This window comes from Nocardia sp. NPDC023852, from assembly GCF_040639505.1.
Lineage (GTDB): Bacteria > Actinomycetota > Actinomycetes > Mycobacteriales > Mycobacteriaceae > Nocardia.
On the sequence record NZ_JBFAAB010000023.1, the window covers coordinates 13,873 to 35,860 of the forward strand.

At 67.6% G+C, this 21,988-nt stretch carries 22 protein-coding genes; 6 read left to right on the forward strand and 16 right to left on the reverse strand.

What is annotated here, in order from left to right; genetic code table 11:
* Window positions 1-178: 178 nt before the first annotated feature.
* Both AB0H00_RS25060 and AB0H00_RS25065 read right to left on the reverse strand, forming a co-directional pair.
* Window positions 179-670 carry a dihydrofolate reductase gene (locus tag AB0H00_RS25060; protein ID WP_357270665.1) on the reverse strand — a complete coding sequence of 164 codons (492 nt, stop codon included), beginning with the start codon at window positions 668-670 and terminating at the stop codon, window positions 179-181.
* Window positions 667-1,494: a thymidylate synthase gene (locus AB0H00_RS25065; RefSeq protein WP_357270669.1), complete on the reverse strand. Its 828-nt coding sequence runs from the start codon at window positions 1,492-1,494 to the stop codon at window positions 667-669. Before AB0H00_RS25065 ends, AB0H00_RS25060 begins: the two co-directional genes overlap by 4 nt.
* Before the next feature lie 44 nt (window positions 1,495-1,538).
* On the opposite strand from AB0H00_RS25065, the gene cobF reads away from it, so the two are divergent.
* Together cobF and AB0H00_RS25075 are read left to right on the forward strand one after the other, a co-directional pair.
* On the forward strand, window positions 1,539-2,282 hold the full coding sequence (gene cobF / locus AB0H00_RS25070) for a precorrin-6A synthase (deacetylating) (RefSeq protein WP_357270672.1): 744 nt from the start codon (window positions 1,539-1,541) through the stop codon (window positions 2,280-2,282).
* A gap of 55 nt (window positions 2,283-2,337) precedes the next feature.
* Window positions 2,338-3,207 (forward strand): DNA-formamidopyrimidine glycosylase family protein, encoded by an 870-nt coding sequence (locus AB0H00_RS25075; RefSeq protein ID WP_357270675.1) that lies wholly within the window; start codon window positions 2,338-2,340, stop codon window positions 3,205-3,207.
* Window positions 3,208-3,220: 13 nt separating this feature from the next.
* Here AB0H00_RS25075 and AB0H00_RS25080 read toward each other — a convergent pair whose 3' ends face one another.
* From AB0H00_RS25080 to AB0H00_RS25095, 4 genes are read right to left on the reverse strand one after another with little or no spacing between them, the layout of a single operon-like run.
* A complete protein-coding gene (locus AB0H00_RS25080; RefSeq protein WP_357270678.1) occupies window positions 3,221-4,723 on the reverse strand; it encodes a carboxylesterase/lipase family protein in 1,503 nt (500 codons plus the stop codon).
* 13 nt (window positions 4,724-4,736) lie between these two features.
* Window positions 4,737-6,173, reverse strand: coding sequence for an NAD(P)/FAD-dependent oxidoreductase (locus AB0H00_RS25085; RefSeq protein WP_357270681.1), 1,437 nt, complete (start codon window positions 6,171-6,173; stop codon window positions 4,737-4,739).
* An 8-nt stretch (window positions 6,174-6,181) separates the two neighbouring features.
* Window positions 6,182-6,427 (reverse strand): DUF2630 family protein, encoded by a 246-nt coding sequence (locus AB0H00_RS25090; protein WP_357270684.1) that lies wholly within the window; start codon window positions 6,425-6,427, stop codon window positions 6,182-6,184.
* The gene (locus AB0H00_RS25095; protein WP_357270687.1) at window positions 6,424-7,809 is read right to left on the reverse strand and encodes a PLP-dependent aminotransferase family protein; all 1,386 of its coding nucleotides are present in this window, start codon (window positions 7,807-7,809) and stop codon (window positions 6,424-6,426) included. Before AB0H00_RS25095 ends, AB0H00_RS25090 begins: the two co-directional genes overlap by 4 nt.
* A gap of 82 nt (window positions 7,810-7,891) precedes the next feature.
* On the opposite strand from AB0H00_RS25095, the gene AB0H00_RS25100 reads away from it, so the two are divergent.
* Window positions 7,892-8,584 (forward strand): pyridoxamine 5'-phosphate oxidase family protein, encoded by a 693-nt coding sequence (locus AB0H00_RS25100; protein ID WP_357270690.1) that lies wholly within the window; start codon window positions 7,892-7,894, stop codon window positions 8,582-8,584.
* A gap of 122 nt (window positions 8,585-8,706) precedes the next feature.
* On the opposite strand, the gene AB0H00_RS25105 is transcribed toward AB0H00_RS25100, so the two are convergent.
* The 4 genes from AB0H00_RS25105 to AB0H00_RS25120 form a co-directional block, all read right to left on the reverse strand.
* Window positions 8,707-9,393, reverse strand: coding sequence for an MspA family porin (locus tag AB0H00_RS25105; protein ID WP_357270693.1), 687 nt, complete (start codon window positions 9,391-9,393; stop codon window positions 8,707-8,709).
* Window positions 9,394-9,641: 248 nt separating this feature from the next.
* The gene (locus tag AB0H00_RS25110) at window positions 9,642-10,886 is read right to left on the reverse strand and encodes a hypothetical protein (RefSeq protein WP_357270696.1); all 1,245 of its coding nucleotides are present in this window, start codon (window positions 10,884-10,886) and stop codon (window positions 9,642-9,644) included.
* Window positions 10,887-10,891: 5 nt separating this feature from the next.
* On the reverse strand, window positions 10,892-11,719 hold the full coding sequence (locus AB0H00_RS25115) for a crotonase/enoyl-CoA hydratase family protein (protein WP_357270699.1): 828 nt from the start codon (window positions 11,717-11,719) through the stop codon (window positions 10,892-10,894).
* 19 nt (window positions 11,720-11,738) lie between these two features.
* Window positions 11,739-12,881 carry an RNA-guided endonuclease TnpB family protein gene (locus AB0H00_RS25120; protein WP_357270702.1) on the reverse strand — a complete coding sequence of 381 codons (1,143 nt, stop codon included), beginning with the start codon at window positions 12,879-12,881 and terminating at the stop codon, window positions 11,739-11,741.
* A 156-nt stretch (window positions 12,882-13,037) separates the two neighbouring features.
* Between AB0H00_RS25120 and AB0H00_RS25125 the strand changes: the two genes are divergently transcribed.
* Entirely contained in the window at window positions 13,038-13,688 is a 651-nt protein-coding gene (locus AB0H00_RS25125) for a TetR/AcrR family transcriptional regulator (protein WP_357270704.1), read from the forward strand.
* On the forward strand, window positions 13,675-15,294 hold the full coding sequence (locus AB0H00_RS25130; protein ID WP_357270708.1) for an acyl-CoA dehydrogenase family protein: 1,620 nt from the start codon (window positions 13,675-13,677) through the stop codon (window positions 15,292-15,294). The genes AB0H00_RS25125 and AB0H00_RS25130 overlap by 14 nt, the downstream gene beginning before the upstream one ends.
* Before the next feature lie 70 nt (window positions 15,295-15,364).
* On the opposite strand, the gene AB0H00_RS25135 is transcribed toward AB0H00_RS25130, so the two are convergent.
* Entirely contained in the window at window positions 15,365-15,769 is a 405-nt protein-coding gene (locus tag AB0H00_RS25135; RefSeq protein WP_357270711.1) for a nuclear transport factor 2 family protein, read from the reverse strand.
* Between the two features lie 71 nt (window positions 15,770-15,840).
* On the opposite strand from AB0H00_RS25135, the gene AB0H00_RS25140 reads away from it, so the two are divergent.
* Entirely contained in the window at window positions 15,841-16,761 is a 921-nt protein-coding gene (locus AB0H00_RS25140) for a LysR family transcriptional regulator (protein WP_357270714.1), read from the forward strand.
* A 12-nt stretch (window positions 16,762-16,773) separates the two neighbouring features.
* On the opposite strand, the gene AB0H00_RS25145 is transcribed toward AB0H00_RS25140, so the two are convergent.
* The 5 genes from AB0H00_RS25145 to AB0H00_RS25165 are packed head-to-tail and all read right to left on the reverse strand — an operon-like array spanning window position 16,774 to window position 21,684.
* Complete coding sequence (locus tag AB0H00_RS25145; protein ID WP_357270717.1) at window positions 16,774-17,961, reverse strand: aminoglycoside phosphotransferase family protein; 1,188 nt, start codon at window positions 17,959-17,961, stop codon at window positions 16,774-16,776.
* A 7-nt stretch (window positions 17,962-17,968) separates the two neighbouring features.
* Complete coding sequence (locus AB0H00_RS25150; RefSeq protein ID WP_357270720.1) at window positions 17,969-18,547, reverse strand: ATP/GTP-binding protein; 579 nt, start codon at window positions 18,545-18,547, stop codon at window positions 17,969-17,971.
* 10 nt (window positions 18,548-18,557) lie between these two features.
* Window positions 18,558-18,932 (reverse strand): DUF742 domain-containing protein, encoded by a 375-nt coding sequence (locus tag AB0H00_RS25155; protein WP_357270723.1) that lies wholly within the window; start codon window positions 18,930-18,932, stop codon window positions 18,558-18,560.
* 6 nt (window positions 18,933-18,938) lie between these two features.
* Window positions 18,939-19,370, reverse strand: a complete 432-nt coding sequence (locus AB0H00_RS25160) for a roadblock/LC7 domain-containing protein (RefSeq protein ID WP_357270726.1) — start codon at window positions 19,368-19,370, stop codon at window positions 18,939-18,941.
* Window positions 19,363-21,684, reverse strand: coding sequence for a nitrate- and nitrite sensing domain-containing protein (locus tag AB0H00_RS25165; RefSeq protein ID WP_357270729.1), 2,322 nt, complete (start codon window positions 21,682-21,684; stop codon window positions 19,363-19,365). The genes AB0H00_RS25160 and AB0H00_RS25165 overlap by 8 nt, the downstream gene beginning before the upstream one ends.
* Between the last annotated feature and the right edge of the window lie 304 nt (window positions 21,685-21,988).

Genomic DNA, 21,988 nt, shown 5'->3' on the forward strand with positions numbered 1-21,988 from the left:
GATGCCGGGCTGGTGGCAACGGCTCGAGGCGGGCGGACGGATGGAGGTCCGCCCGCCACATATCCAGGAGTATGCCCGAGACCGCCGCCGCGCGGGTCGTGTTTGGCCGGCCGGGCCGCTGTCCGGCGTGTTCCGCCATGGTCGACGCTGCCCGCGACGTGGCGTCCGATCAGCCGGATCACCTGCGGGTGTAGTGGCGGATCCGGAAGCGAAGGCCGGTCTTCGACGTGCGCCAGGGTTCTGGTTCATCCGGATCCCATTCCGGTCCGATCGGCGGCGCGTAGGCATCGCCCTCTACGGTGGTGTCGACCTCGGTGACGCGCAGATCGGTGGCGAAGTCCATGGCGGCGCGGTAGATCTCGCCGCCGCCGGCGACCCACACGGTGTCGGGGGCGCATCGCGTCAGCGCCTCGGGCACCGACGCGGCGCGTTCGGCGCCCTCGGCGGCCCAATCGGACTGCCTGGTAACCACGATGTTGCGACGACCGGCCAACGGCCGGAATCTCGGCGGCAGCGAATCCCAGGTCCGCCGACCCATCACCACAGGATGACCCCAGGTGGCGTCCTTGAAGTTCGCCATGTCCTCGGGCACGCGCCAGGGAATGGTGTTCCGGAAACCGATCACCCCGTCACGGGTCTGCGCCCAGATCAGTCCGATCGTGCGGGTCACACTGCCACCGGCGCCTTGATGGCCGGATGATGCCGGTAACCGACCACTTCCACGTCCTCGTAGCGGTAGTCGAACAGCGTCGGCGCGGGCCGCAGCCGCAGCTTCGGGAACGGGTAGGGGTCGCGGCCGAGCTGCTCGGTGACCTGCTCGAGGTGGTTGTCGTAGATGTGGCAGTCGCCGCCAGTCCAGATGAAGTCGCCGGGCTCCAGCTCGGTCTGCTGCGCGACCATGTGGGTGAGCAGCGCGTAGCTGGCGATATTGAACGGGACGCCGAGGAACAGGTCGGCGCTGCGCTGATAGAGCTGGCAGGACAGCTTGCCGTCGGCCACGTGGAACTGGAAGAACGCGTGGCAGGGAGCAAGCGCCATCTTGTCCAGATCGGCCACGTTCCACGCGGAGACCAGGATGCGCCGTGATTCCGGGTCGGTGCGCAGGGTGTGTAGCACCTGCGCGATCTGATCGATATGGGTGCCGTCCGGCGTCGGCCACGAGCGCCACTGGACGCCGTAGACCGGGCCGAGTTCGCCGTGAGCGTCGGCCCATTCGTCCCAGATGGTGACGCCGTGCTTGTGCAGCCAGCCGACGTTGGAGTCGCCGCGCAGGAACCACAGCAACTCGTAGACGATCGACTTCAGGTGGACTTTCTTCGTGGTGATCAGCGGGAACCCCGCAGCGAGGTCGTAGCGCAGCTGGTGGCCGAAGATGCTTCTGGTTCCGGTGCCCGTGCGGTCCGCCTTCTTCGTGCCGGACGCCAGCACCAGCCGGAGCAGGTCCTCGTACTGGCTGTCGGGGGTGGAAGCCGGGTGAAGCGAGTCAGGGGCCACGCCTGGCCACTCTAGTCTTCGGGCGACCTGGCAAGCTCGCCCGCATGCGCAAGCTCTACGTGATCGGCATCGGCGCCGGTGATCCCGACCACGTCACCGTGCAGGCCGTCAAGGCGATGCGGCGGGTCGAGGCGTTCTTCGTCATCGGCAAGGGCGAGGCCAAGCGGGAGCTGATCGCGGTGCGGACCGCGATCCTGGACGAGCACATGGATCGCCCGTACCGGATCGTGCCGATCGACGACCCGCCGCGCGATCGCACACCCATCGACTACCCGAGCGTCGTCGAGGATTGGCACGACCGCAGGTCCGCGCTGCTGGAGTCGGCTTTCGCCGAGGTCGAGGGCGTCGGCGGCATCCTGGTGTGGGGTGATCCGGCCCTGTACGACAGCACGCTGCGGATGGTCGAGCGGGTGCTCGCGCGTGGCGCGGTGACCTTCGACTATGCGGTGATACCCGGAATCACCAGCGCGCAGGCGCTGGCCGCGCGTCATCGCATGGTGCTCCACGGTATCGGTGAACCGGTGCACATCACCACCGGGCGTCGCCTGCGCGAGGAGGGGCTCGGCGCCGAGGGCGCGCTGGTGATGTTGGACGGCGACTGTTCGTTCAGCGCGATACCCGGCGACGACGTGCACATCTGGTGGGGCGCCTACCTCGGCATGCCCGACGAGACGCTGATCGAGGGCTCGCTGTCCGAGGTGCGGGACGAGATCGTCCGCCGCCGCACCGAACTGCGCGACCGCAAGGGCTGGATCATGGACATCTATTTGCTTCGCCGCGGCGGGTAGGACGGCCGTGGTCGACAACCGGCAGGCTGTCGGTGGGTCTGGGTAATCTGGACCCGTGCCCGAGCTACCGGAAGTGGAGGCGTTGGCGCAGTTTCTGCGGGAACACGCGGTCGGCGCCGTGGTGGGGCGTGTCGATGCGGCCGCGCTGAGCGCGGTGAAGACGTTCGAGCCTCCCGTGACGGCGCTCTCCGGCCGGGATGTCACCGGGGCAGGCCGGTGGGGCAAGTTTCTCGGCATGGAATGCGGCGGGTTGTGGCTGGTCACGCACCTGTCACGCGGCGGGTGGCTGCGCTGGATCGACGAACCCAGCCAGACGCCGCCGAAGCCGGGTGGCAAGAGCCCGCTCGCCCTGCGGGTGCACTTCTTCACCCCGGAGGGCGCGACGCCGGCCTTCGACCTGACCGAGGCGGGCACGAAGAAGCGCCTGGCGGTGTATGTCGTCGAGGATCCCACAATGGTGCCCGGCATAGCCCGGCTCGGCCCCGACGCGCTCGAAGTGACGGAGGCGCAGTTCGCCGAGATCCTGCGCGGCACCTCGCAGCGGACCAAGACCGCGATCGTCGACCAGTCGTTGCTGGCGGGCATCGGCAACGCCTACTCCGACGAGATTTTGCACACCGCGCGGATCTCACCGTTCGCGAACACGAAGACGCTGGGCGCCGACAAAGTCGCCGAACTCTACTCCGCCATGCGTGACGTGCTCACCGACGCGGTGCGGCGGTCGGTCGGCCAGGACGCCGCCCGGCTCAAGGGCGAGAAGCGTTCCGGCATGCGGGTACACGCCCGCACCGGGCAGGCATGCCCGGTCTGCGGCGACAACGTCCGCGAGGTCTCCTACGCCGAACGGTCGTTCCAGTACTGCCCGACCTGCCAGACCGGCGGCAAGGTGCTCGCCGACCGGCGGATGTCGCGGCTGCTGAAATAGCGCACCGCGTCGGTCAGCTCGCGGTCGATACGTGAACACCTTGCCAAGCAAGACGTCTGGCCTGGTCGGGATCATGTTCCAGTCGGGTGGGGTGATCGATGATCAGGGTGGACCTGCGGGCCTCGGTATAGGCGGGCCAGGAGGGCAGCGGTGCGCCGGTGTGGGCGAACGTCAGCCAGTTGTCCTGAAACTGGTCGGTGACGGCGAGCAGCCCGCGCCTACCGCCCGCGGCGGTGAGAGCGCGGACGAAGGGGGAGTCGCCGCCGCCGAAGATCGGTATGAGTTCGGTCGCGTGGGTGGCGCCGAGCCCGGCGAGATGTAGTGCACGCGGGGCGAAGTCGTAGCGGTAAGCGTAGGTCGGGGCATATCGGCTATGGCCCTCCATCACGGTCACCGAAGGACGCCAGAAGGTGAAGTCGCCACCGGCTCGCACCACCGTCTTCGATCGGGGATAGCCGGAATATGCTGCGGCGATACGGGATTCGACGTCGTCGCCGGAGCGGGCGAGCGCCGCGCGCAGCCGATCCGGTGTGGTAGGCAGCTCGTCGATGAATCTCGCGAAAAGGGTGCCTTCGTCCCGGTTCGTCCCGATGATCAGCGGCACACGGTGGGCGGTGCCCTCGGTGATCGCGTCGATCGGCGCACGTGGAAGGAGGTCGCCGTCCACTACCGGACAGACGGGGAACAGGCCAGGCTGTTCCCGTAACGCACGGTTGAGGGTGCGGTCGACGGCGCGGCGGATGTCGTTGGCGCTCGCGGTGCGCAGCGCCGTGGTCGCGTTATCCGGCGTAGCGCCGAGCGCCTCGACGCAGCGTCGGGCGAAGGCGCGGGCTTCGGCGACGGTCATCGCCCAGTCTGCCGGCGGGCTCTGCGAGACGGCCTGATGGAACAGACCTTTCGCCGCCGGTGCGGCGAGGAGGCTGAGTACAGCGTGCGCACCCGCCGACTCGCCGAAGATCGTCACGTTGTCCGGGTCGCCGCCGAAGGCCGCGATGTTGGTGCGCACCCATTTCAGTGCGGCGATCTGGTCGCGCAGCCCGAGATTGGCGTCGAAGGGGTGTTCCGGCGTGCCGAATTCACCGAAGTCGACGTAGCCGAACGCGCCGAGCCGGTAGTTCAGCGACACCACGACCACGTCGCCGCGCACCGCCAGCCGCGCCCCGGAGTACAGCGTCAGCGCGGAGGTACCGGTGAGATAGCCGCCGCCGTGGATGAAAACCAGCACCGGGCGCGGGGTCGCGGCGGGGGTCGCGGGCGCGGTGACATTCAGTGTCAGCGCGTCCTCGCTGGTCGGCTGGTAGGTGCGCGGTCCGATCCGCGATCCGGAGCGGTGTTGCATCGCGGCGAAGGTGAACTCGGTGGCCTGGCGAACGCCGGACCACGGTTCGACTGGCTGCGGAGCTCGAAACCGCAGGTCCCCGACCGGAGGGGTCGCGTAGGGAATGGACCGCCAGCGCGATACTCGGCGGCCACGGCGACCTCGGAGGACTCCGTCGGCGGTCGTGATGTCTGTCATCCACCGATGGTAGCTACCCGCGCCGCGCCTCCAACAGGCGCAACCAGAACTCGCTCACGGCGGGGAAGGCGGGCACCGCGTGCCAGAGCGTCGCCAGTGGTACCCGGCCCACCACCGCAATGGTCGCCGCGTGCAGCTGCTCGCCGACGTCGGGGCCGACGAACGTGGCGCCGAGCAAGGTATCGGTGGCGCTGTCGAGCACCAGCTTCGCGTGGCCCGCGTAGTCGTCGCGCGCCAGGGACGATCCGGCCACCGCGATGTCGAGGTCCACCGTCTCCACCGCATGGCCCGCGTCCCTGGCCGCGGCCTCGGTCAGCCCGACGGAGGCGACCTCAGGTGCGGTGAACACCACCTGCGGCACTCGGCCGTGGTCGGAACTCGCGACGAACCTCGCGTCGTCCAGAGGTTTCCCGTCGGCCCGCGCCCTGATCACATCCCCGCACACCCTCGCCTGGTACTTGCCCATATGCGTGAGCGCCGCGCGATGGTTCACGTCGCCGATCGCATACAGCCAGTGGCCCTCGACGCCACGCACGGTGAGATGGTCGTCCACCGTCACGTAACCGTCGGGTAGGCCGACCGCCGCAAGGCCCAGCCGTTCGGTCGAGGGTGCGCGTCCTGCCGCCACCACGATCTCGTCCACTTCGATCTCCGACTCGCCCTGCGGGCCGCGCAACCGTACCGTGGCCGGACCGCCGTGTATCCACCCCTCGCCGGTGTCCTTGGCCGCGGGGCGCTCGACGGCGCTCGGCTCGGTCCCGAACCGCACCCGCACGCCCGCCTCGGTCAGCGCCGCCGCCACCCGTTCGCCCGCGAACGGTTCGGCCGAGGCCAGCAGGGCCGAGCCGCGCACAAGCAGCGTGACCTCGGCGCCGAGCGCGGCCAGCCAGGTCGCCGCCTCGGAGGCCACCACGCCGCCGCCGACGACGGCGACCCGGCGCGGGACCTCGTGCAGGTTGGTGACGTCGCGGGAGATCCACGGTAGCGCGTCGCGCAGGCCTGGCACGGTGGGGATATTGGCGGTGGTGCCGGTGGCCAGCACCACGGCATGCCTGGCGCGCAGCTGCTGCCCGTCGACCTCGACGAGGCGCTCCCCGGTCAGGCGGCCGGTGCCGCGCACAACCTCGATGCGGCTGTGCTCGGCCCAGTCGACCTGGGCGGAATCGTCGTGGTCGTGGACGAAGGCGTCGCGTCGGCGCAGCACGGCCTCGACATCGAGTCCGGCGGCGGAGACGCCCGGCATCGACCGTGCGCTCGCCAGCACGTGGCCCGGCCGCAGCAGCGCCTTGCTCGGAATGCAGGCCCAATAGGAACATTCGCCACCGATGAGTTCGCGCTCGACGATGGCCGCCGTGCGGTCGTTTCCCGCGATGGCGTACGCGGCGGCGTTCTCGCCCGCGGGCCCGCCACCGATCACGATGACGTCGTATTCGATCGATGCGCTCGACATGGCGGCCGCTACTGCAGGTAGCCCTCGACTTGCGACACGGAATTGGCTTGCACGCCGTCCGCGGACTCACCCGAATCGATCCGAGCCCTGCGATGCCGCAGCAGGTCCCATGCCTGATCCAGCATCACCTCGAGTTCGGCGAGACGCTGCCGTTCGGTCTTCGGATCCAGCTGACCGCGGGTGGCCTGCGAGCGCAGCCGGTGCTCCTGGTCGACCAGTTCCTTGATGCGCGCCAAGATGTCCTGTTCGCTCATGCGGACCATGCTACGGGCCGAGCGAGACACTCGGCGGCGATCGGGACGGCGGCGACCAGGTCCGACCAGGACAGTGCGGTGTAGCCGAGCGCGACGCCGAAGTGGTCGCGGCGTGGCCCCAGGTGATGTCTGGCCAAGCCGTCGAGCGCGATGCCGCGCGCCTGTCCCGCCGCGACAGCGCGCTCCTCGGTTTCCGCTGAATTCACGGGGACGACGACATGGGAACCGGCGTCGTCCCCGACGATGCCGAGCCCGCGGCGGCGCAGCTCGGTCACGATCAGTGCGCGGCGCGGCGGTAGCGCGCGGCGCAATCTGCGCAGGTGCCTGGCCAGATCGCCATGCGCGGCGAAGGCCGCGAGCACGCGCTGGCCCGCGGGGCTCGGGCCGGTGCCGGTGCGCTCCCGATAGGCGAGCACCGCCGCCGCGATCTCCGGTGCGGCCAGTAGCCACCCGACGCCGAGGCTTGGCGACAGGATCTTGCTCGTCGTGCCGAGGTGGACGACGACGTCCGGAGCCATGGTGGCGAGCAGCGGCAGCGGTGCGGTGTCGTAGCGTAATTCGCCGTCGTAGTCGTCTTCGATGACGAAGATCCCTGATCGTCTGGCGTGCTCGACCAGATCGACCCTGCGAGCCGCGGGCATTCGCGCGCCGAGCGGAAACTGGTGTGCCGGTGTGCAATACACGGCGTTCGCTTCCGCGGGCAGCAAGTCGACCCGTAGGCCGTGCGCATCAACCGGAACCGGAAGGACGCGAACTCCTGCCGCGGCGAACGCCCCCGCTGCCCGCTGGTAGCCGGGGTCCTCCATGGCGACGGAAGTACCCGGACGCAGCAGGGCGGCGGCCAACTCACCGACGGCGGAACTGGTTCCAGCGGTGGCGAGCAGCACGGTATCGCTGCCCGCGCCGAGACCACGGTGGCGCAGCAGGTGTTCGGTGACCGCCGTGCGGAATTCCGGTTCGCCCGCGCGATCCTTGCGCACCAGCGCGGAATGGTCGGCGGCGGCGCGCCAGGCACGGCGCCACGCGGCCGGATCGATGGTTTCGATGCACGGGGCGCCGGGGCACAGGTCGAACAGATGCCGCTCGGCGTCCGTGCCGCCGGGTTCGGCGGCGCGCACGGGCACGGCGGCCGGTGCGGTGGTCAGGTAGGTGCCGGAGCCGCGCTTGCCGCTGAGCCAGCCCTCCGCGTGCAGTTGGTCGTAGGCGGCGGCCACTACGGTGCGGCTCACGCCGAGCCGGCGGGCCAGCGCGCGGGACGACGGCAGCCGGTCGCCACTGTGCAGCAGGCCGGTGGTCGCCGCATGCCGCAGCCCGTCGGCGACCTGCACGGACAGTGGTTCCGGCCGATCGCGATCCAGGTCGAGGGGCAGTTCGTCCAGCATCGTGCACCTCCGCGAAGTGGACTCTTGCAATTTCGCCGGATTGGCACTGTGATAATGCCACTTGCGAACCGATGCTGGGCATATGACCGAACCAGCCAGCTCCCGGACTCCGCTCTCCCCGACACCGCGCAGCACCCCGACCCGGTTGACCGATCGCGCACGGACCGATCGGGCCGATCTGGACGCCGTGCTCGACGCCGGGCTGATCTGCCACCTCGGTGTGCTGCTCGGTGGCACGCCGGTGGTGCTGCCGACCGTCTATGGACGCGACGGCGACACGCTCTACCTGCACGGTTCGACCGGCGCCGGGAACCTGCGCGCGGCGGTCGCGAATGACATCTCGGTGGCGGTGACCCTAGTCGACGGCGTCATCTACGCGCGTTCGGCCATGCACTTCTCGATGAACTACCGCTGCGCGGTGGTGCTCGGCCGCGCCGTCGAGGTAACCGATCCCGAAGAGCGGCTGCACGGGCTGCGGATGGTTGTCGAACACGCCGCGCCCGGCGCGTGGTCGCGGGTCCGGCCACCGACCAAGAAGGAACTCGCCGCGACGATCGTGCTCGCCCTCGATCTCACCGAGGCGTCGGTGAAGATCCGCACGGGCGGCCCCAAGGACGACGCGGCCGATATCGAGGTGGGTGGCGTCTGGGCCGGTGTGCTTCCGGTGCGCCAGGTGTGGGACCCGCCGATCGACTCCGACGATCTCGCGTCCGACGTCGCCGTCCCGGAGGATGTGCTTCAGCGGCTCGCATCGAGTGTGGTCCCAATCCACTGACAGCGGGAAGCCCGGGAGTCGGGAGTTCCGCGCGGCGCTCGCGCAGTTCGGGACGAGGCTCGGTTTTTCTCACGCGCCCCCGGCGGTGTCCGCACGGATTCGATGTCACGCGAGTGCGCCGGTCAGAACACGAATTGGTCGCCATAGCCGGTCGTTTGCGCAACACCGTTCCTGGCGTTGGCCCGGACGGTGATGAATGGCATTGCCGAAGCCGGGGAGAGGCATCCGTTGATATTGAGAGCGGTATTGCTGTGCGCGAAGGTGTACGGGAACGTCGACTCCTGGTCGAGCTCCGCCTCGGCGATCGCAACCGCGGTCACACTGCCCGGTGCCAGATTGAACGAGAACTCGCCACCGAGCTCCCCGTTGCCGGCGAAAGTGACCTCCGAACCGACGGTCAGTGCGGCCGCACCCTCTGTGTCTATCGTGAGGGCGGCTCCGGGCGTGACAGCGACTTCGCCTCCGCCGACCGCGGCGATCGATATCTCGATACCGTCGGATATGTCCACCGCGCACCCGACCAGATATCCGGCGACAATCTGCCCACTACGCAGCGATGAGGTTCCGTCGAAGACGGCGGAGAAATTCCCGGATACTTTGGCCGCGTGCGCGAACGGCACTCCCAATGCGAGATTGCCGCCGGTAGACACGACATGATTCTCATCCACCGACGCGATGACGTGCAATCCGCCGGAGCTGACCTCCCCGGGCTCCGCGTCGGCCGCGGTATCGACACCCGCAGCGCCGATGGCGGCCGCCATCACCGCGGTGAGCGCGGCCAGAGTACGCGAATGCTTGCGGTTCATCATGCTCCAGTCGAGTAGCGATCGAAACCGAACTTCATACGCAAACGGACTCACACACCAGCGATCGTCGAGGATTCTCTTCGGCGTGTCCGGCTCCGAACTCTACCGTCCGGTGCAGCTCAGGGTGGTGATCGTGCACGCGCGGCGCGTCGGCCGACGCGCCGCGCCTGCGGTCGTCGTAGGCGTCGCACCGTTTTTTCTAGACCGGCGGGCAAACCGCCTGATTTCATACCAGAACGCAGTCGACGAACTCACCACGCACGTGTCCGCAGCCCGGCCGACGCCGCCGTCCGAAGAGCCAGCTCGCCCAGCGCGGCGGCGGATTCGATACGTGCCGGGTCGAGGCTCACCAGGCTCAGCACGTAGTCGTCGCCGATGCGGCACAGGTAACCCGAGAGGCGGGTGCGCGGCAGCTGCGTGGCGGTCAGGCGGGGGTGGATGGCGCGGGCGGCGACCCCGGTGCAGCGGTGCGCGCCGAGCGTGCGCAAGGAGGCGGGCAGTGTTCCGATGTTCGAGCACAGGATGTCTCGTTCGCCCGCGCCCTTGGACAGTGCGTAGGCCCAGCGGTCGGGGAGCACCTGGAGCAGTTCCTCGGGCATGCCGCCCGGCGCGGACATACGGCGCTCGTAGGCCGAACGAGCCAGTGTGCGGATCGTCGCGGGCGTGTCGGCTCGTCCGATCGCGATCTGCGTCATGGCGAGGTCGTTGTCGACACTGGGTTCGTCGCGGGTGTCGACGGGCAGGCTGGCTTCGATCGTCTCGTTCGGAAACCCGCTGTCCCACAGCATGGTCGCGACAAGATGGATGAACAGGCTGTTGGCCGTGCCGCCGCTCGTCGCGGCGGCGCGATCCCACTCGGCGGCGGAGCATTGCAGGATCGCACTGTGCGTCGTCGCCCCGCCGATAGTGCACGGCTCCTCGTCCCGGGTCTCGGCGGCGGGCCTGCCCGGTATCCCGTGACGCAGCGCCGAGGCAGTGCCGCGCACAACGATCGACCACTGGCGTTGTGCGTCGGACCAATCCGAGTCCGGCACAGCGGGATGCGGCCGTTGAACACGAGCGCCGCCCAGCGCGTCGTCCACGGCGAGCGCGAGTGCCCGTCCATCGGCCAGCGCATGGGAGCACGCAAGGGAGACGATCGAACCGCCGTCGTCCAACGTGGCCGTCGAAAGCCGCCATCCGGGACCGTATTCCGGATCGAGCTCGGCTCCCTGTGAGTCGGCCCAGTCGAGTAGTTCCGCGACCGAAAGGACGCCATCGGCGCGAGCGATCGGATGCGCGCGGACGTTCGGTCGCCAGGAGCGTCGAGCTCCCGCGACGCGCGGCCGGATCACCCTGCGTCCCAGCGGTCCCGAGCGCAAGGCGTCGTGGACCCGTGCCAGCAGTGCCGGATCCACCCGGTCGGCCGTGCGCCACAGGCCCTGCAGGGCGACCGGGGTGCCCAGCCCGCGGTGGGTGCGGAGAAATATCTCGTCGACGACGCTCAGGCGGCCCATCGGTCTCAGGCGCGACCGCCGTGCCGGCCCGCACCGTCCGCGAACCGCTGTGCACCCTCCAGCGCGCCGTCGGCCAGCGCTGTCAGGCCGTGCCGGAACTCGTTGCGCAGTGCTGTCTCCTCGCCCATCCCGTCCTGCTCGAGCAGCGACAAGCGATCCGAACGCAGGCAGGCCTGCGGCAGCGCGGCCAGTTCGGCGGCGAGTTCTTCCGCGGCACCGCGGGCTTCGCCGCTGGGCACCACGCGGTTCACCAATCCCATCTGCAGCGCCTCGTCGGCGCCGACCGGACGTCCGGTGAGCACCATGTCCATGGCGCGGCCGGTACCCACGATGCGCGGCAGCCGGACGGTGCCCCCGTCGATCAGCGGGACGCCCCACCGGCGGCAGAACACGCCGAAGGTGCTGTCCTGCTCGGCGACGCGCAGATCGCACCACAGCGCGAGCTCGAGCCCGCCCGCCACCGCGAACCCGGAGACCGCTGCGATCACTGGTTTGGACAGTCGCATGCGGGTCGGGCCCATCGGGCCGTCACCGTCCTGGGTGACCTGGTTGGAGCGCTCGGTGCCCAGTGCCTTCAAGTCGGCACCCGCGCAGAAGGTACCGCCGTCGCCCCACAGTACGGCGACGGCCGCGTCGGGGTCGGTGTCGAACGCACGGAAGGCGTCGGCCAGTGCGGCAGCGGTCGGTCCGTCGACCGCGTTGCGCGCCTCGGGACGATGCAGGATCACGGTGGTGACGGGCCCGTTGCGCTGAATCAGTACGTTGACTTCTCTCTGCCCTGAAGCTGAAGGGCGGAGATTCCCACCCTCGCGGGCGGGGGTTTCCTGGTTCATCAACGGTTGCCTCCCAGCATCAGCTGCGGGGCGGTCTCACACCATCTCCGCAGGCAAGAACCGCCAGCCCGGCGGCTTCGATGTTCTTTGCCGCGTTCACGTCTCGGTCGTGGAATGCCCCGCAAGGGCATGTCCACTCGCGCACGTGAAGCGACATTGCCGTATTGATGCGCCCGCACGTCGAGCACGTCTTCGACGACGGATAGAACCGGTCGACAGCAACGACGGTCCTGCCGTACCAGTCTGCCTTGTACTCGAGCATCGACCGGAACTGCGACCAGCTCGCGTCGGAGATGGCCCGAGCCAACGACCGATTGCGGACCATGTTCCGCACACTCAAGTCCTCGATGGCGATCACTTGGTTTTCGCGCACCAACCGAGTCGAGAGCTTGTGTAAATGGTCCCGGCGCCGGTCGGCGATCCTGGCATGGATCCTCGCGACCCCGAGTCTGGCTTTCGCCCGGTTCCGCGAGCCCTTCTGCTTCCTGGATAGGGCACGCTGGGCCTTCGCGAGTCGCTCCCGGTCGCGTTTCTCGTGCCGCGGATTCGACACCTTCTCCCCACTGGAGAACGTGTAGAGGTTCGTGATTCCCGCGTCCACGCCGATAGCACTGTCGGTCGGTGCGTGCTCGATGATCGTATCCTCGACCAGGATCGAAATATGGTAACGGCCACGTGCGTCCTTCGACACTGTGACCTGCGAAGGTGAGGCACCATCGGGCAGCGGCCGAGACCAGCGGATGTCCAGCGGCTCGGATTGTTTGGCGAGTCTGATCTGCCCGTCGCGGTAGGTGAAGCAGTTCGAGAAGTAGGTCGCCGACTCCTTGGAGCGGCCTTTCCTCTTGAACTGGGGGTAACCGGTCTGCTTGCGCCAGAACTTGTCGTAGGCGCTTTGCAGGTTTCGCAGCGCCGCTTGCAGTGGCCCTTTGGACGGCTCGGTAAGCCAATGGGTTTTGAGGTCGCGTTTCCACTGCGTGAGCATTTTGTCGGATTCGGCGTAGCTGATCCTGCGATGTTCCTGCGTCCACGCCCGCGAACGCTCCGCCAGTGCCCGGTTGTACACGTAGCGGACGCAGCCGAAGGTGCGGGCGAGCTGCTCGCACTGCGCGCCGGTGGGATAGAAGCGGTATTTGTAGGCCCGCTTCACCACCTTCGAACGCATGTTTGACACGATAGCACCTTAGTGTGTCACGGATTCGATGCGCCAAATCTGCCGTGAACGACGGAGTGTGCGCGCTACGAATCATGATCACGTGTTCGACCATACGTCGTAAAAGCGCCCTTGTGTGAAGAAGTGAATCAGTGGTTCACTTCTTGTGTGGCCTACCGCAGAACCCCTGCCGTACAGGCACGCCTGGACGCGCAGGCGGGCCTGATCGTGCACGCCGCGACAATGGTGCTGTCCCGGGGCGGGTACGCGGCGCTCTCCATGGCTGCGGTCGCGGCCGAAGCCGGCGTGGCCACTGGGACGGTCTACAAGAACTTCGATAGCAAGGCCGATCTGGTGAGCGCGGTCTTCCGCAAGGTGGTCGGCGGTGAGGTCGCCGCGGTAGCCGAGGTGGGTGCGCGCGGAACGGCCGTCGAACGGGTGACCGCGGCGGTGGAGACCTTCGCCGGTCGTGCGTTGAAAAATCCGAAGCTGGCCTACGTGCTGCTCGCCGAGCCGGTCGACGCCGTCGTCGACAGCGAACGGCTGTCCTTCCGGCACGCATTCGCCGAGGCATTCGAATCCGCTGTGGCTGACGGAGTTTCGCAAGGCGAATTGCCGCCCCAGGACCCGAGGATCAGCGCGGCCGCCTTGGTCGGCGCGATCGGCGAGGTGCTGGTCGGTCCGCTGGCCGACGCACCGCACGGGGAATCCGTCGTTCCGGAACTCATCGCTTTCGCGATACGCGCGCTGGGTGTGCGCGCCGACCCGGGCGCCGACGGCGCTCGGCTGGAATCAGGAGTGGCAGATGCAGACGCATGAAGTCTTCAACCAGGTGCCCGACATCGTTCCCTTCGACGTCTCGCGGAACCCGGCGCTGATCGAGGGATTGCACCGGGAAGGTGCGGGCTGGGCCGAACCGGAGGTCCGGGAACTCGGCGTGCTCGCGGGGGGCGCCGAGGCGCAGGAATGGGGCAGGCTGGCCAACGAGTACCCGCCGGTGCTGCGCACCCACGACCGCTACGGCCACCGAATCGACGAGGTCGAGTTCCATCCGCACTGGCACAACCTGATGCGAGTCGCCGTCGAGCACGGTCTGCACGGTTCACCCTGGCTGGACGACCGGCCGGGCGCGCATGCCGCCCGAGCGGCGAAGTTCTACACCTGGGGCGTCGCCGACCCGGGCCACATGTGCCCGATCTCGATGACCTACGCGGTGGTGCCCGCGCTGCGGCACAACCCGGAGCTCGCGGCGAAATACGAACCGCTGCTCGGCTCCCGGATCTACGAGTTCGGCCTGCGTGAGCCGTCCACCAAAGCCGGGCTCATCGCCGGCATGTCGATGACCGAGAAGCAGGGCGGATCGGACGTCCGGGCCAACACCACCACCGCGACCCCGCGGCCGGACGGGACGTACCGCATCGTCGGGCACAAGTGGTTCACCTCCGCGCCCATGTCCGACATGTTCCTCACGCTGGCGCAGGCGCCAGGCGGCCTGTCCTGTTTCCTGCTGCCCCGGGTGCTGCCGGACGGCACTCGCAATCCCCTCCGGATCCAGCGGCTCAAGGACAAGCTCGGCAACAAGTCCAACGCCTCCTCGGAGATCGAGTACGAGAACGCCACCGGCTGGCTGGTCGGCGTGGAGGGCGCCGGTGTCAAGACCATCATCGAGATGGTGAACATGACCAGGCTGGACTGTGTGATCGGCTCGGCGACCGGCATGCGGGCCGGCGCCGTGTACGCCGTGCACCATGCCAGGCACCGGGAAGCGTTCGGCGCCAAGCTGGTCGACCAGCCCGCCATGCGCAACGTTCTGGCCGACCTGGTGATCGAATCGGACGCCGCGACCACGGTGATGATGCGGCTGGCCGGGTCTACCGACCGGGCCACACAGGATCCGGCCGAGGCAGCGCTGCGGCGAATCGCCTTGGCGGTTACCAAATATTGGGTGTGCAAGCGGGCGCCCGCGCACGCCGCCGAGGCGCTGGAATGCTTCGGCGGCAACGGATATACCGAGGAATCCGGGATGCCGCGGCTGTACCGCGAGGCGCCGCTGATGTCTATTTGGGAAGGTTCCGGCAACGTCGCGGCGCTGGATGCCCTGCGCGCCATGGGCCGTCAGCCGGAGACCGTCGAGGCGTACTTCAACGAGGTGTCGCTCGCGAAGGGCGAGCATCCGCGTCTGGACGACGCGATCGCCCGGATCGGCAAGGAACTGTCCGACCTGAGCGACATCGAATACCGCGCACGGCGCGTCGTCGAGCTGATGGCGCTGGTGCTGCAGGGCGCGCAGCTGGTCCGGCACGGCCACCCGGCCGTCGCCGACGCCTTCTGCGCCACTCGGCTCGGCGACGATTGGGGCATCGCGTTCGGCACGCTGCCCACCGGGGTGGACACCGGCGCCATCATCGAGCGCGCGTTCGTCTGATCCGACCGGTCGCTCCGGCGGGCCGAGTGAGTGTGCGCCATCGAGCGTTCGCCTGACCCGGGGCGGTCGCTCAGGCGGTCAGCGGATCGAGCACTCGTTCGACCAGCGCGGTGTCGCAGTGCTCGACCACTTCTTTCAGCCGGCCGTCGGCGACGCGGAAGACGAAACAGTAGGTCTGGTCGTAGGTTTCGCCGCGGGTGGTCACGCCGTAGCCGCGCGCCTGCACGACCACCCGGTCGCCCTCCGCGACGATCATCTCGGCCGCAGTGCGGTATTCGGTGAACTGCGCCATGAGAGGTCGCAGGAGTTGCTGTAACACAATAGTTTTCGGTTCCCATACGCCGGTCCACGACCAGTTGCCGGGAAACACCCAGCGGAAGTCGTCGGCCATCGCGTCGCTCATGGCGCGGGTATTGCCGTGGGACATCTGTTCGAAGATGCCCTCGAGCAGGTTCTTGTTCTCGATCGCACTCACGCCGACGACGCTAGCGCCGTGACACCCATGCGAGAAGCGAAAGCCTTGCATGTTTGATATGAGTAAACCGCATGAGTGACTTCACCGTCGTCGGCCTGCGCGTGGTCCGGGAGGCGGCCGCCTGCGGATCGTTCTCGACCGCGGCCGAGAACCTCGGCTACACACAGTCCGCGGTCTCCCGGCAGATCGCGTTGATGGAGCAAGCGGCCGGGCGAGCATTGTTCGAGCGCCACGCTCGCGGTGTGCGGCCCACCGAAGCGGGGCGCATCGTGCTGCGCCATGCGGAGGTTGTGCTCGGCGAGCTGGACAACGCACGGCTCGATATCCGCCATCTCGCCGCACGCCCACCGGGCCGGCTGCGCGTCGGCGCGTTCTCCACCGCGATGGCCGCCCTTGTGCCGCGGGCCATTGCCGAGGTGGCAGCCCGGGACCAACCCGCGCGGATAGCGCTGCGGGAAGGGGTGAGTCCCCGCCTGCTCACCGCCGTCGCGCGGCAGCGACTCGATCTGGCGGTGGTGACCGACCCCGATGCCTCGCAGGCCGGCGTCGAAATCGAAATACTGCTGGATGATCCGCTGCTCGTCGCGCTCGCGCCCACGCACCCCCTCGCGGGCGCCACCCGCGCCACACCCGAGATGCTGCGCGACCAACGGTGGATCGCCGGGAGCCAGGAGCCAGACTCCACTCTGCTCGGCGCCTGGCGCGATGCCGAATGGGAGCCGGACATCGCGTTCGTCGCCCGGGACTGGTTCGCCAAAATCGGACTGGTCTCGGCAGGTCTCGGCATCACCGTGGTCCCCGGCATCGCCGTCCCGGTCCTCCCTCCGACCGTCGCCCTGCTACGCATCGACCACCCGGCGGCGGTACGCAGAACAGCCATCGCGCACCGCCGCAACGACCCCCGCGACGCCGCACTACGCCAATCCTTCGCCGAGGCGCTACGCGACCGTGCCGCGGAGCTCTCCGCCGAGGTACGCCACCGGCTCCGATAGCGAAGTCAGCCGTCAGGACAGACTGTCGAGCGACTCGAGATCTATCACCGCATGCGTCATTCGCTCGAGATTTGCCCGCGATACCGCCTCGGGCTGCATGGCAGGCTCCAGCGCGCCGACACCGAGCGTCAACAACCAGAAGAACAGCCCGTGGAACAACTGCTGCCGATATCCGAGCCATACCTCGTCCAGCGACAGTGCCGGACCGCCCGACGTGGCCAGTTGATCGGCATAGATCCGCAGCAGGTCCTTCTCCCACGCCCGGCGATCCTCGACGGTGAGTGCCGAGGTCAGCGCGTACGCGACATCGAGACCCCAGTGGCCTTTGGTGATGCACTGCCAGTCGTACAGGCCCATCCGCCCGTCGCCGTTGATGTACCAGTTACGTGAGTGCACGTCCGAATGCAGCAGCGTGGCCGGACCGCGGTTGTGCAGCTCGAGTGAGCGGAGAAACGCGGGCCACAGCTCGTCGCGCCGCGCGAGAAATTCCGGCGGACTGACATCGGCGGCACGGTCGACGCCCACCACGCTGCGGGTGCGGAAGCGAATCAGCCGATTCACGTCCAGCTGCCACGTTTCGGCGTCTTTGATTTCGCTGAGGTCGGAGGCGAATCGTGGGCTCTCCCAGAATGTTCCGTGCACCGCGCCGAGCAGCCGGACAATATCCTCCGCTTTCGCGCGGTCGATATACACCGTTGTCGGATCCCCGAACGTGCATCCGCGGGTTTTCGACACATCCTCGAGCAGGAACATAGATCTGCCGGACCTGGTATCGACACCGGCGAAATATCCTGTCGGCGCCTCGATGTCCAAGTCGGGGCGGATCACGTTGTAGAACAACGCCTCCGAGGCTGCCGCACCGGTTGGACCCGTCACCAGGCGAGACCGGAAAGTCGGTGTGGACTTCGTGAACACATCGACAGGTAGCCCTGCGGCGGACCCTGCGGCGTTGTACTCGATCGTTACGGCGCGACGGCTGGTCGAGCCATCACTTCCGCTGCCCAGCGTAAAACTCGATACTTCGGCGCCTGGCACAGCACGGCACAGTGCGTGCGTGAGCCACTCGGTGGTGAGGAACTCGGGCGATCGGGGAACCTCCGTCAACGCGGTCGGCCGAGCCGGCAGCAGCCGCTCCCGGATGGCATGCGTCGCGATTCGCCCGGCGATCCCGAGCACACGTGTCTTGGTCACTTTACTCATGGACTGCTTAGTTCCCTTGGTCGACGTCGGCGGTAGCGAGAGCCATCAGATGCTCGACCAGACGGACCAGGACGAGCTTGGCCGAATCCCGGTCTCGGACATCGCACAACTGCACCGGGACATGAGGCGCGATGTCCAAGGCGCCGCGGACCTCGTCTTCGTCGTAGATGTCTGCCCCGTCGAAGCAGTTCACCCCGACGATGAAGGGGATGTCACGAGACTCGAAGAAGTCCACCGCGGCGAAGCTTTCCTGCATCCGCCTGGTGTCTGCCAGGACAATCGCGCCGAGCACGCCGACCGACAACTCTTGCCACATGAACCAGAACCGGTCCTGCCCCGGCGTGCCGAACAGGTACAGCACCACGCGCGGGTTGAGTGTGATTCTGCCGAAGTCGAGCGCGACCGTGGTCGTCGTCTTGGATTCGACACCGGTCAGATCGTCCACCACAGCACCGATGTCCGACAGTCGCTCTTCGGTGCGCAGCGGCGGAATTTCGCTGACCGAGCCAACCATCGTCGTCTTGCCGACGCCGAACCCTCCGGCGACCAGGAGCTTGACTGCCTGGACTTCCTGAATCTCGGGCACGCCGAGACCGTCAGATGTTGCGAACACCATCGAGCACCGCCTGCAGCAGGTGTACGTCGGGACGATCGACGGTTTGAGTCGGGGATCTGAAGATCAGGTGCCCCGAGCTGATCAGATCGCTGACCAGCACCTTGACCGCCGCCAGCAAGAGGTTCAGTCCGGCCGCGATCTCGGCGATCGTCAAGGGCCGTCCCTGGCACATCCGCAAAATCTCTCCGTATTCCCGATCCAGTGTCGCTGCCTCGGTCTCCGACCGGATCGCAACGACCAGCGTGATGATGTCGAGGTTGTGCATATCCCGCCCGGCCCGCCCCCGGGTCACCGCGAAAGGGCGAACCAAGGGGCCGGGGTCTTCGTCGAGCCACGAGCCGTCGTCGTATGTCATGCTGTGTCAGCGCGCCGACGAAGCGTCCGCCGCTGCCCTCGGAGTCGCCGATAGGCTGGCACCGACCTGCTGCACGATCACGTTCATCTCGTAGGCCACCATTCCGAGATCAGCATGCTCCGAGGCCAGCAACGCCAGGCAGGCGCCCTGGCCGGCTTCGGTCACCACCAGATAGCCGTATTCGAGTTCCACGACAGTTTGTTGCACAAGGCCTTTGTCGAACTGTTTGCCGACGCCACGGGACAAGCTGCCGAAGGCGGACGCCATCGCGGCGAGATGTTCGGCGTCCTCCCTCGTCAGCTCTTTCGAACGCGCGACGACCAGTCCGTCGGCCGACAGTACGACTGCCTTTTCGGCTCCCGCCAATCGGTTCACCAAGTCGTCGAGCAGCCAATCCAGCCCGCGCGCGGTGGTGCCGGGGCCCGTGTGATCATTCATTTCTCGACCATCCGTTTCCATCTATGGGACTGACATCCGAGTTACGCGCCTCATGGGTTCCGCGTTGGAACGAAGCCATCGCGTTGCGCGCTTCGTCCGGAGTTCGCCGACGCGGAATCCGGGTAGGCGACACCGAGTTCGGCGGTTCGGTGTTCTCCACCCGCAGTTGCGGTGCGAGGTGGCTCTGACGCTGCCGTCGCGGCAGCGGTGCCTTCTTGCGCCTGTTCGTCGACGACGGACGATCCACTCCGCCAACCGATTGAGGTCCACGTCCACCAGCAGGAAGTGGGGTCGACGGCAATGCCTCGACGCCGGCCGGCTCCGCGGGCCAGGGTGGCAACTGGCGGAAATCGTTCCCCGGCATCCTCGGCACAGGGTCTGCGACGGACTGCGGAGTGAATGGCGGGCGATGATGTCTGCCACCGGACCGGACGTCGGCCGGTGTGTGTTCGGCAGTCCTCGGACCGGCTTCCTCGACGCTATCGAGCAGCTTGGCGGGTATCAGCGCGATCGCCTTGATACCGCCGTACGCCGACTCCAGGAGATTCACCGCGATGCCGTGCCGCTGGGCCAACTGCCCGATGACGAACAAACCCAGATGGCGGTGCCCCGCCAAGGCCATTTCCTGGAAGTCGGGCGACTCGCGCAGGAGATCGTTGAGGCGCTCCCGCTCCTCGAAATGGATGCCGAGGCCTTGGTCCTCGACTTCGACCACCACCCCTTTACCGACGAGGTTTCCCCTGACCGACACCGGCGAATCCGGCGGTGAGAACGAGGCCGCATTATCGATCAGCTCGGCCAGCAGGTGGACCAGGTCGGCGACCGCGGCGCCGACCACTCGAACCTCGGGCAGCCGCACCGCGCTGACCCTGGTGAAGTCTCGGGTTTCGGAGATCGCGCTCCGGACGATCTCCTCGAGCGCCACCGGTTTGCGCCACTTCCGGCCCGGTTGACCACCGCCGAGAATCAACAGATTCTCAGCGTTGCGTCGAGCTCGGGTAGCCAGGTGATCGAGCTGAAACAGCAGCTCGAGATGTTCGGGATCGTTCTGCTTCGCCTCCGCCGTATCGAGGACGCCGAGTTGCTGATGGACCACGACCTGGCTGCGGCGGGCGATGTCCATGAAGACCCGGTTGATTCCGCCCCGGGTCCGCGCCTCGGCCGCCGCCGCGGCGACGGCGGTCCGCTGTGCCGTGTTGAACGCCTCCGCGACCTGCCCGATCTCGTCTACGCCGTCGTCGACGATCACCAATTCGGCGTCGACATCGACCTTCTGCCCGTCGTGCAGTCGCTGCACCATCGAGGGCAGCGCCTGGTCTGCCAACTCCAATGTCTTGGCACGCAACGAACGCAACCGCCGGACCAACGTACGCGCCAACTGAATGGCGATGACGAACGAGACGACAGCGACCACCAGCATGGCGATAGCGGCCGCGATCCCTTGCGCGAGCTGTGTTTCAGCGGCATCCACCGTCCCGCGCTCGGCGTAGCCGAAGTGATCTCTCGCCAAGCCCCGCAGCTCGGAACTCACTCTGTTCTGCGCGGCGAGCCACTCGTCCACCGGCATCGGAAGTCTGCCGGTCTGCGCCAGCACGTCCTCGGCGGCCACCGTCGAACGCCATTCGTCACTGGCGAGAAGTTTCTCGTATCTTGCCTTTTCCGTGGCGGTCAGCTGCGGAACCGTTGCCTCGAGCTGGCTGTGCAGAGCACCAACCGACCGGGCATAGATCAGCCGGTCGGGCGGGCTGAGAACGCTTCCGCTCGCCAGTACTCCCGCCGCGCGTCCGAACCCGCGAGTATGCAGGTCGGTTATCCGCATCAAGGCGGCCGCGACAATCTCCTCGGCAACCGTGCCAGGATTGGCGGAGGTACGAGCGGTGCTCTCGAGTCCGATCGCGACGACACCGGCGAGCTGAGTGTAGAAGTCGTCGATCTCGGCGGCCGTAGCCTGCCGGATATCGACCGCGTGGCGGATCGCTTGTTGTTGTGCGGCCATTGCCCGGAAGATGGGGGAGGACTTTGCTGTCGCCTCGGGATTGAGCTTCTCGAGCACGGGAGCGATATCAGCGATCTTCTTCAGGGCGGCGTCGGATTCGTTCCGCCGTGCCGGCAGGTCTGCCAATCCCTGCGGGTCATCGCCGATAGCCAGGAGACTATATGTTCGCTCGTTCTGCGCCGCGGTAGCGAGCCCGACCGCGGGATCGACCTGGAGGCTCAAATTCTTGGACCAGTCCCGCGCCGAGATACCGTCACTGATTTGCACACCCGCGAACGTCGTGCCGGTGATGACGAGGGCAAGGCTGGGGATGAGCACGATCGCGAGAACACGCGCGCGAATCGATCTGGGTCTCGGCACGATTCGGTGGAGACCGAGCCATCGAGCGCCTGCGTGGAAGGGAACTTTCACCGCAACCCGCAGCTCTGCGTGACCGCTTCGCCCATATGCGCTGCGCCGAACTCAGCCACGTGGAGCCGGCCACGATCGCTGTGCAGTGGCCTGCCTGCTCGGCGTACAACCGGCCGCGCCTGGAGAATCAATGCTGTTCCTCGATCCGCTGTTTTACTTACTTGTTCACGATCGCCCACTGCTGGGCACGAATGCCCCTTCGGCGGACCGG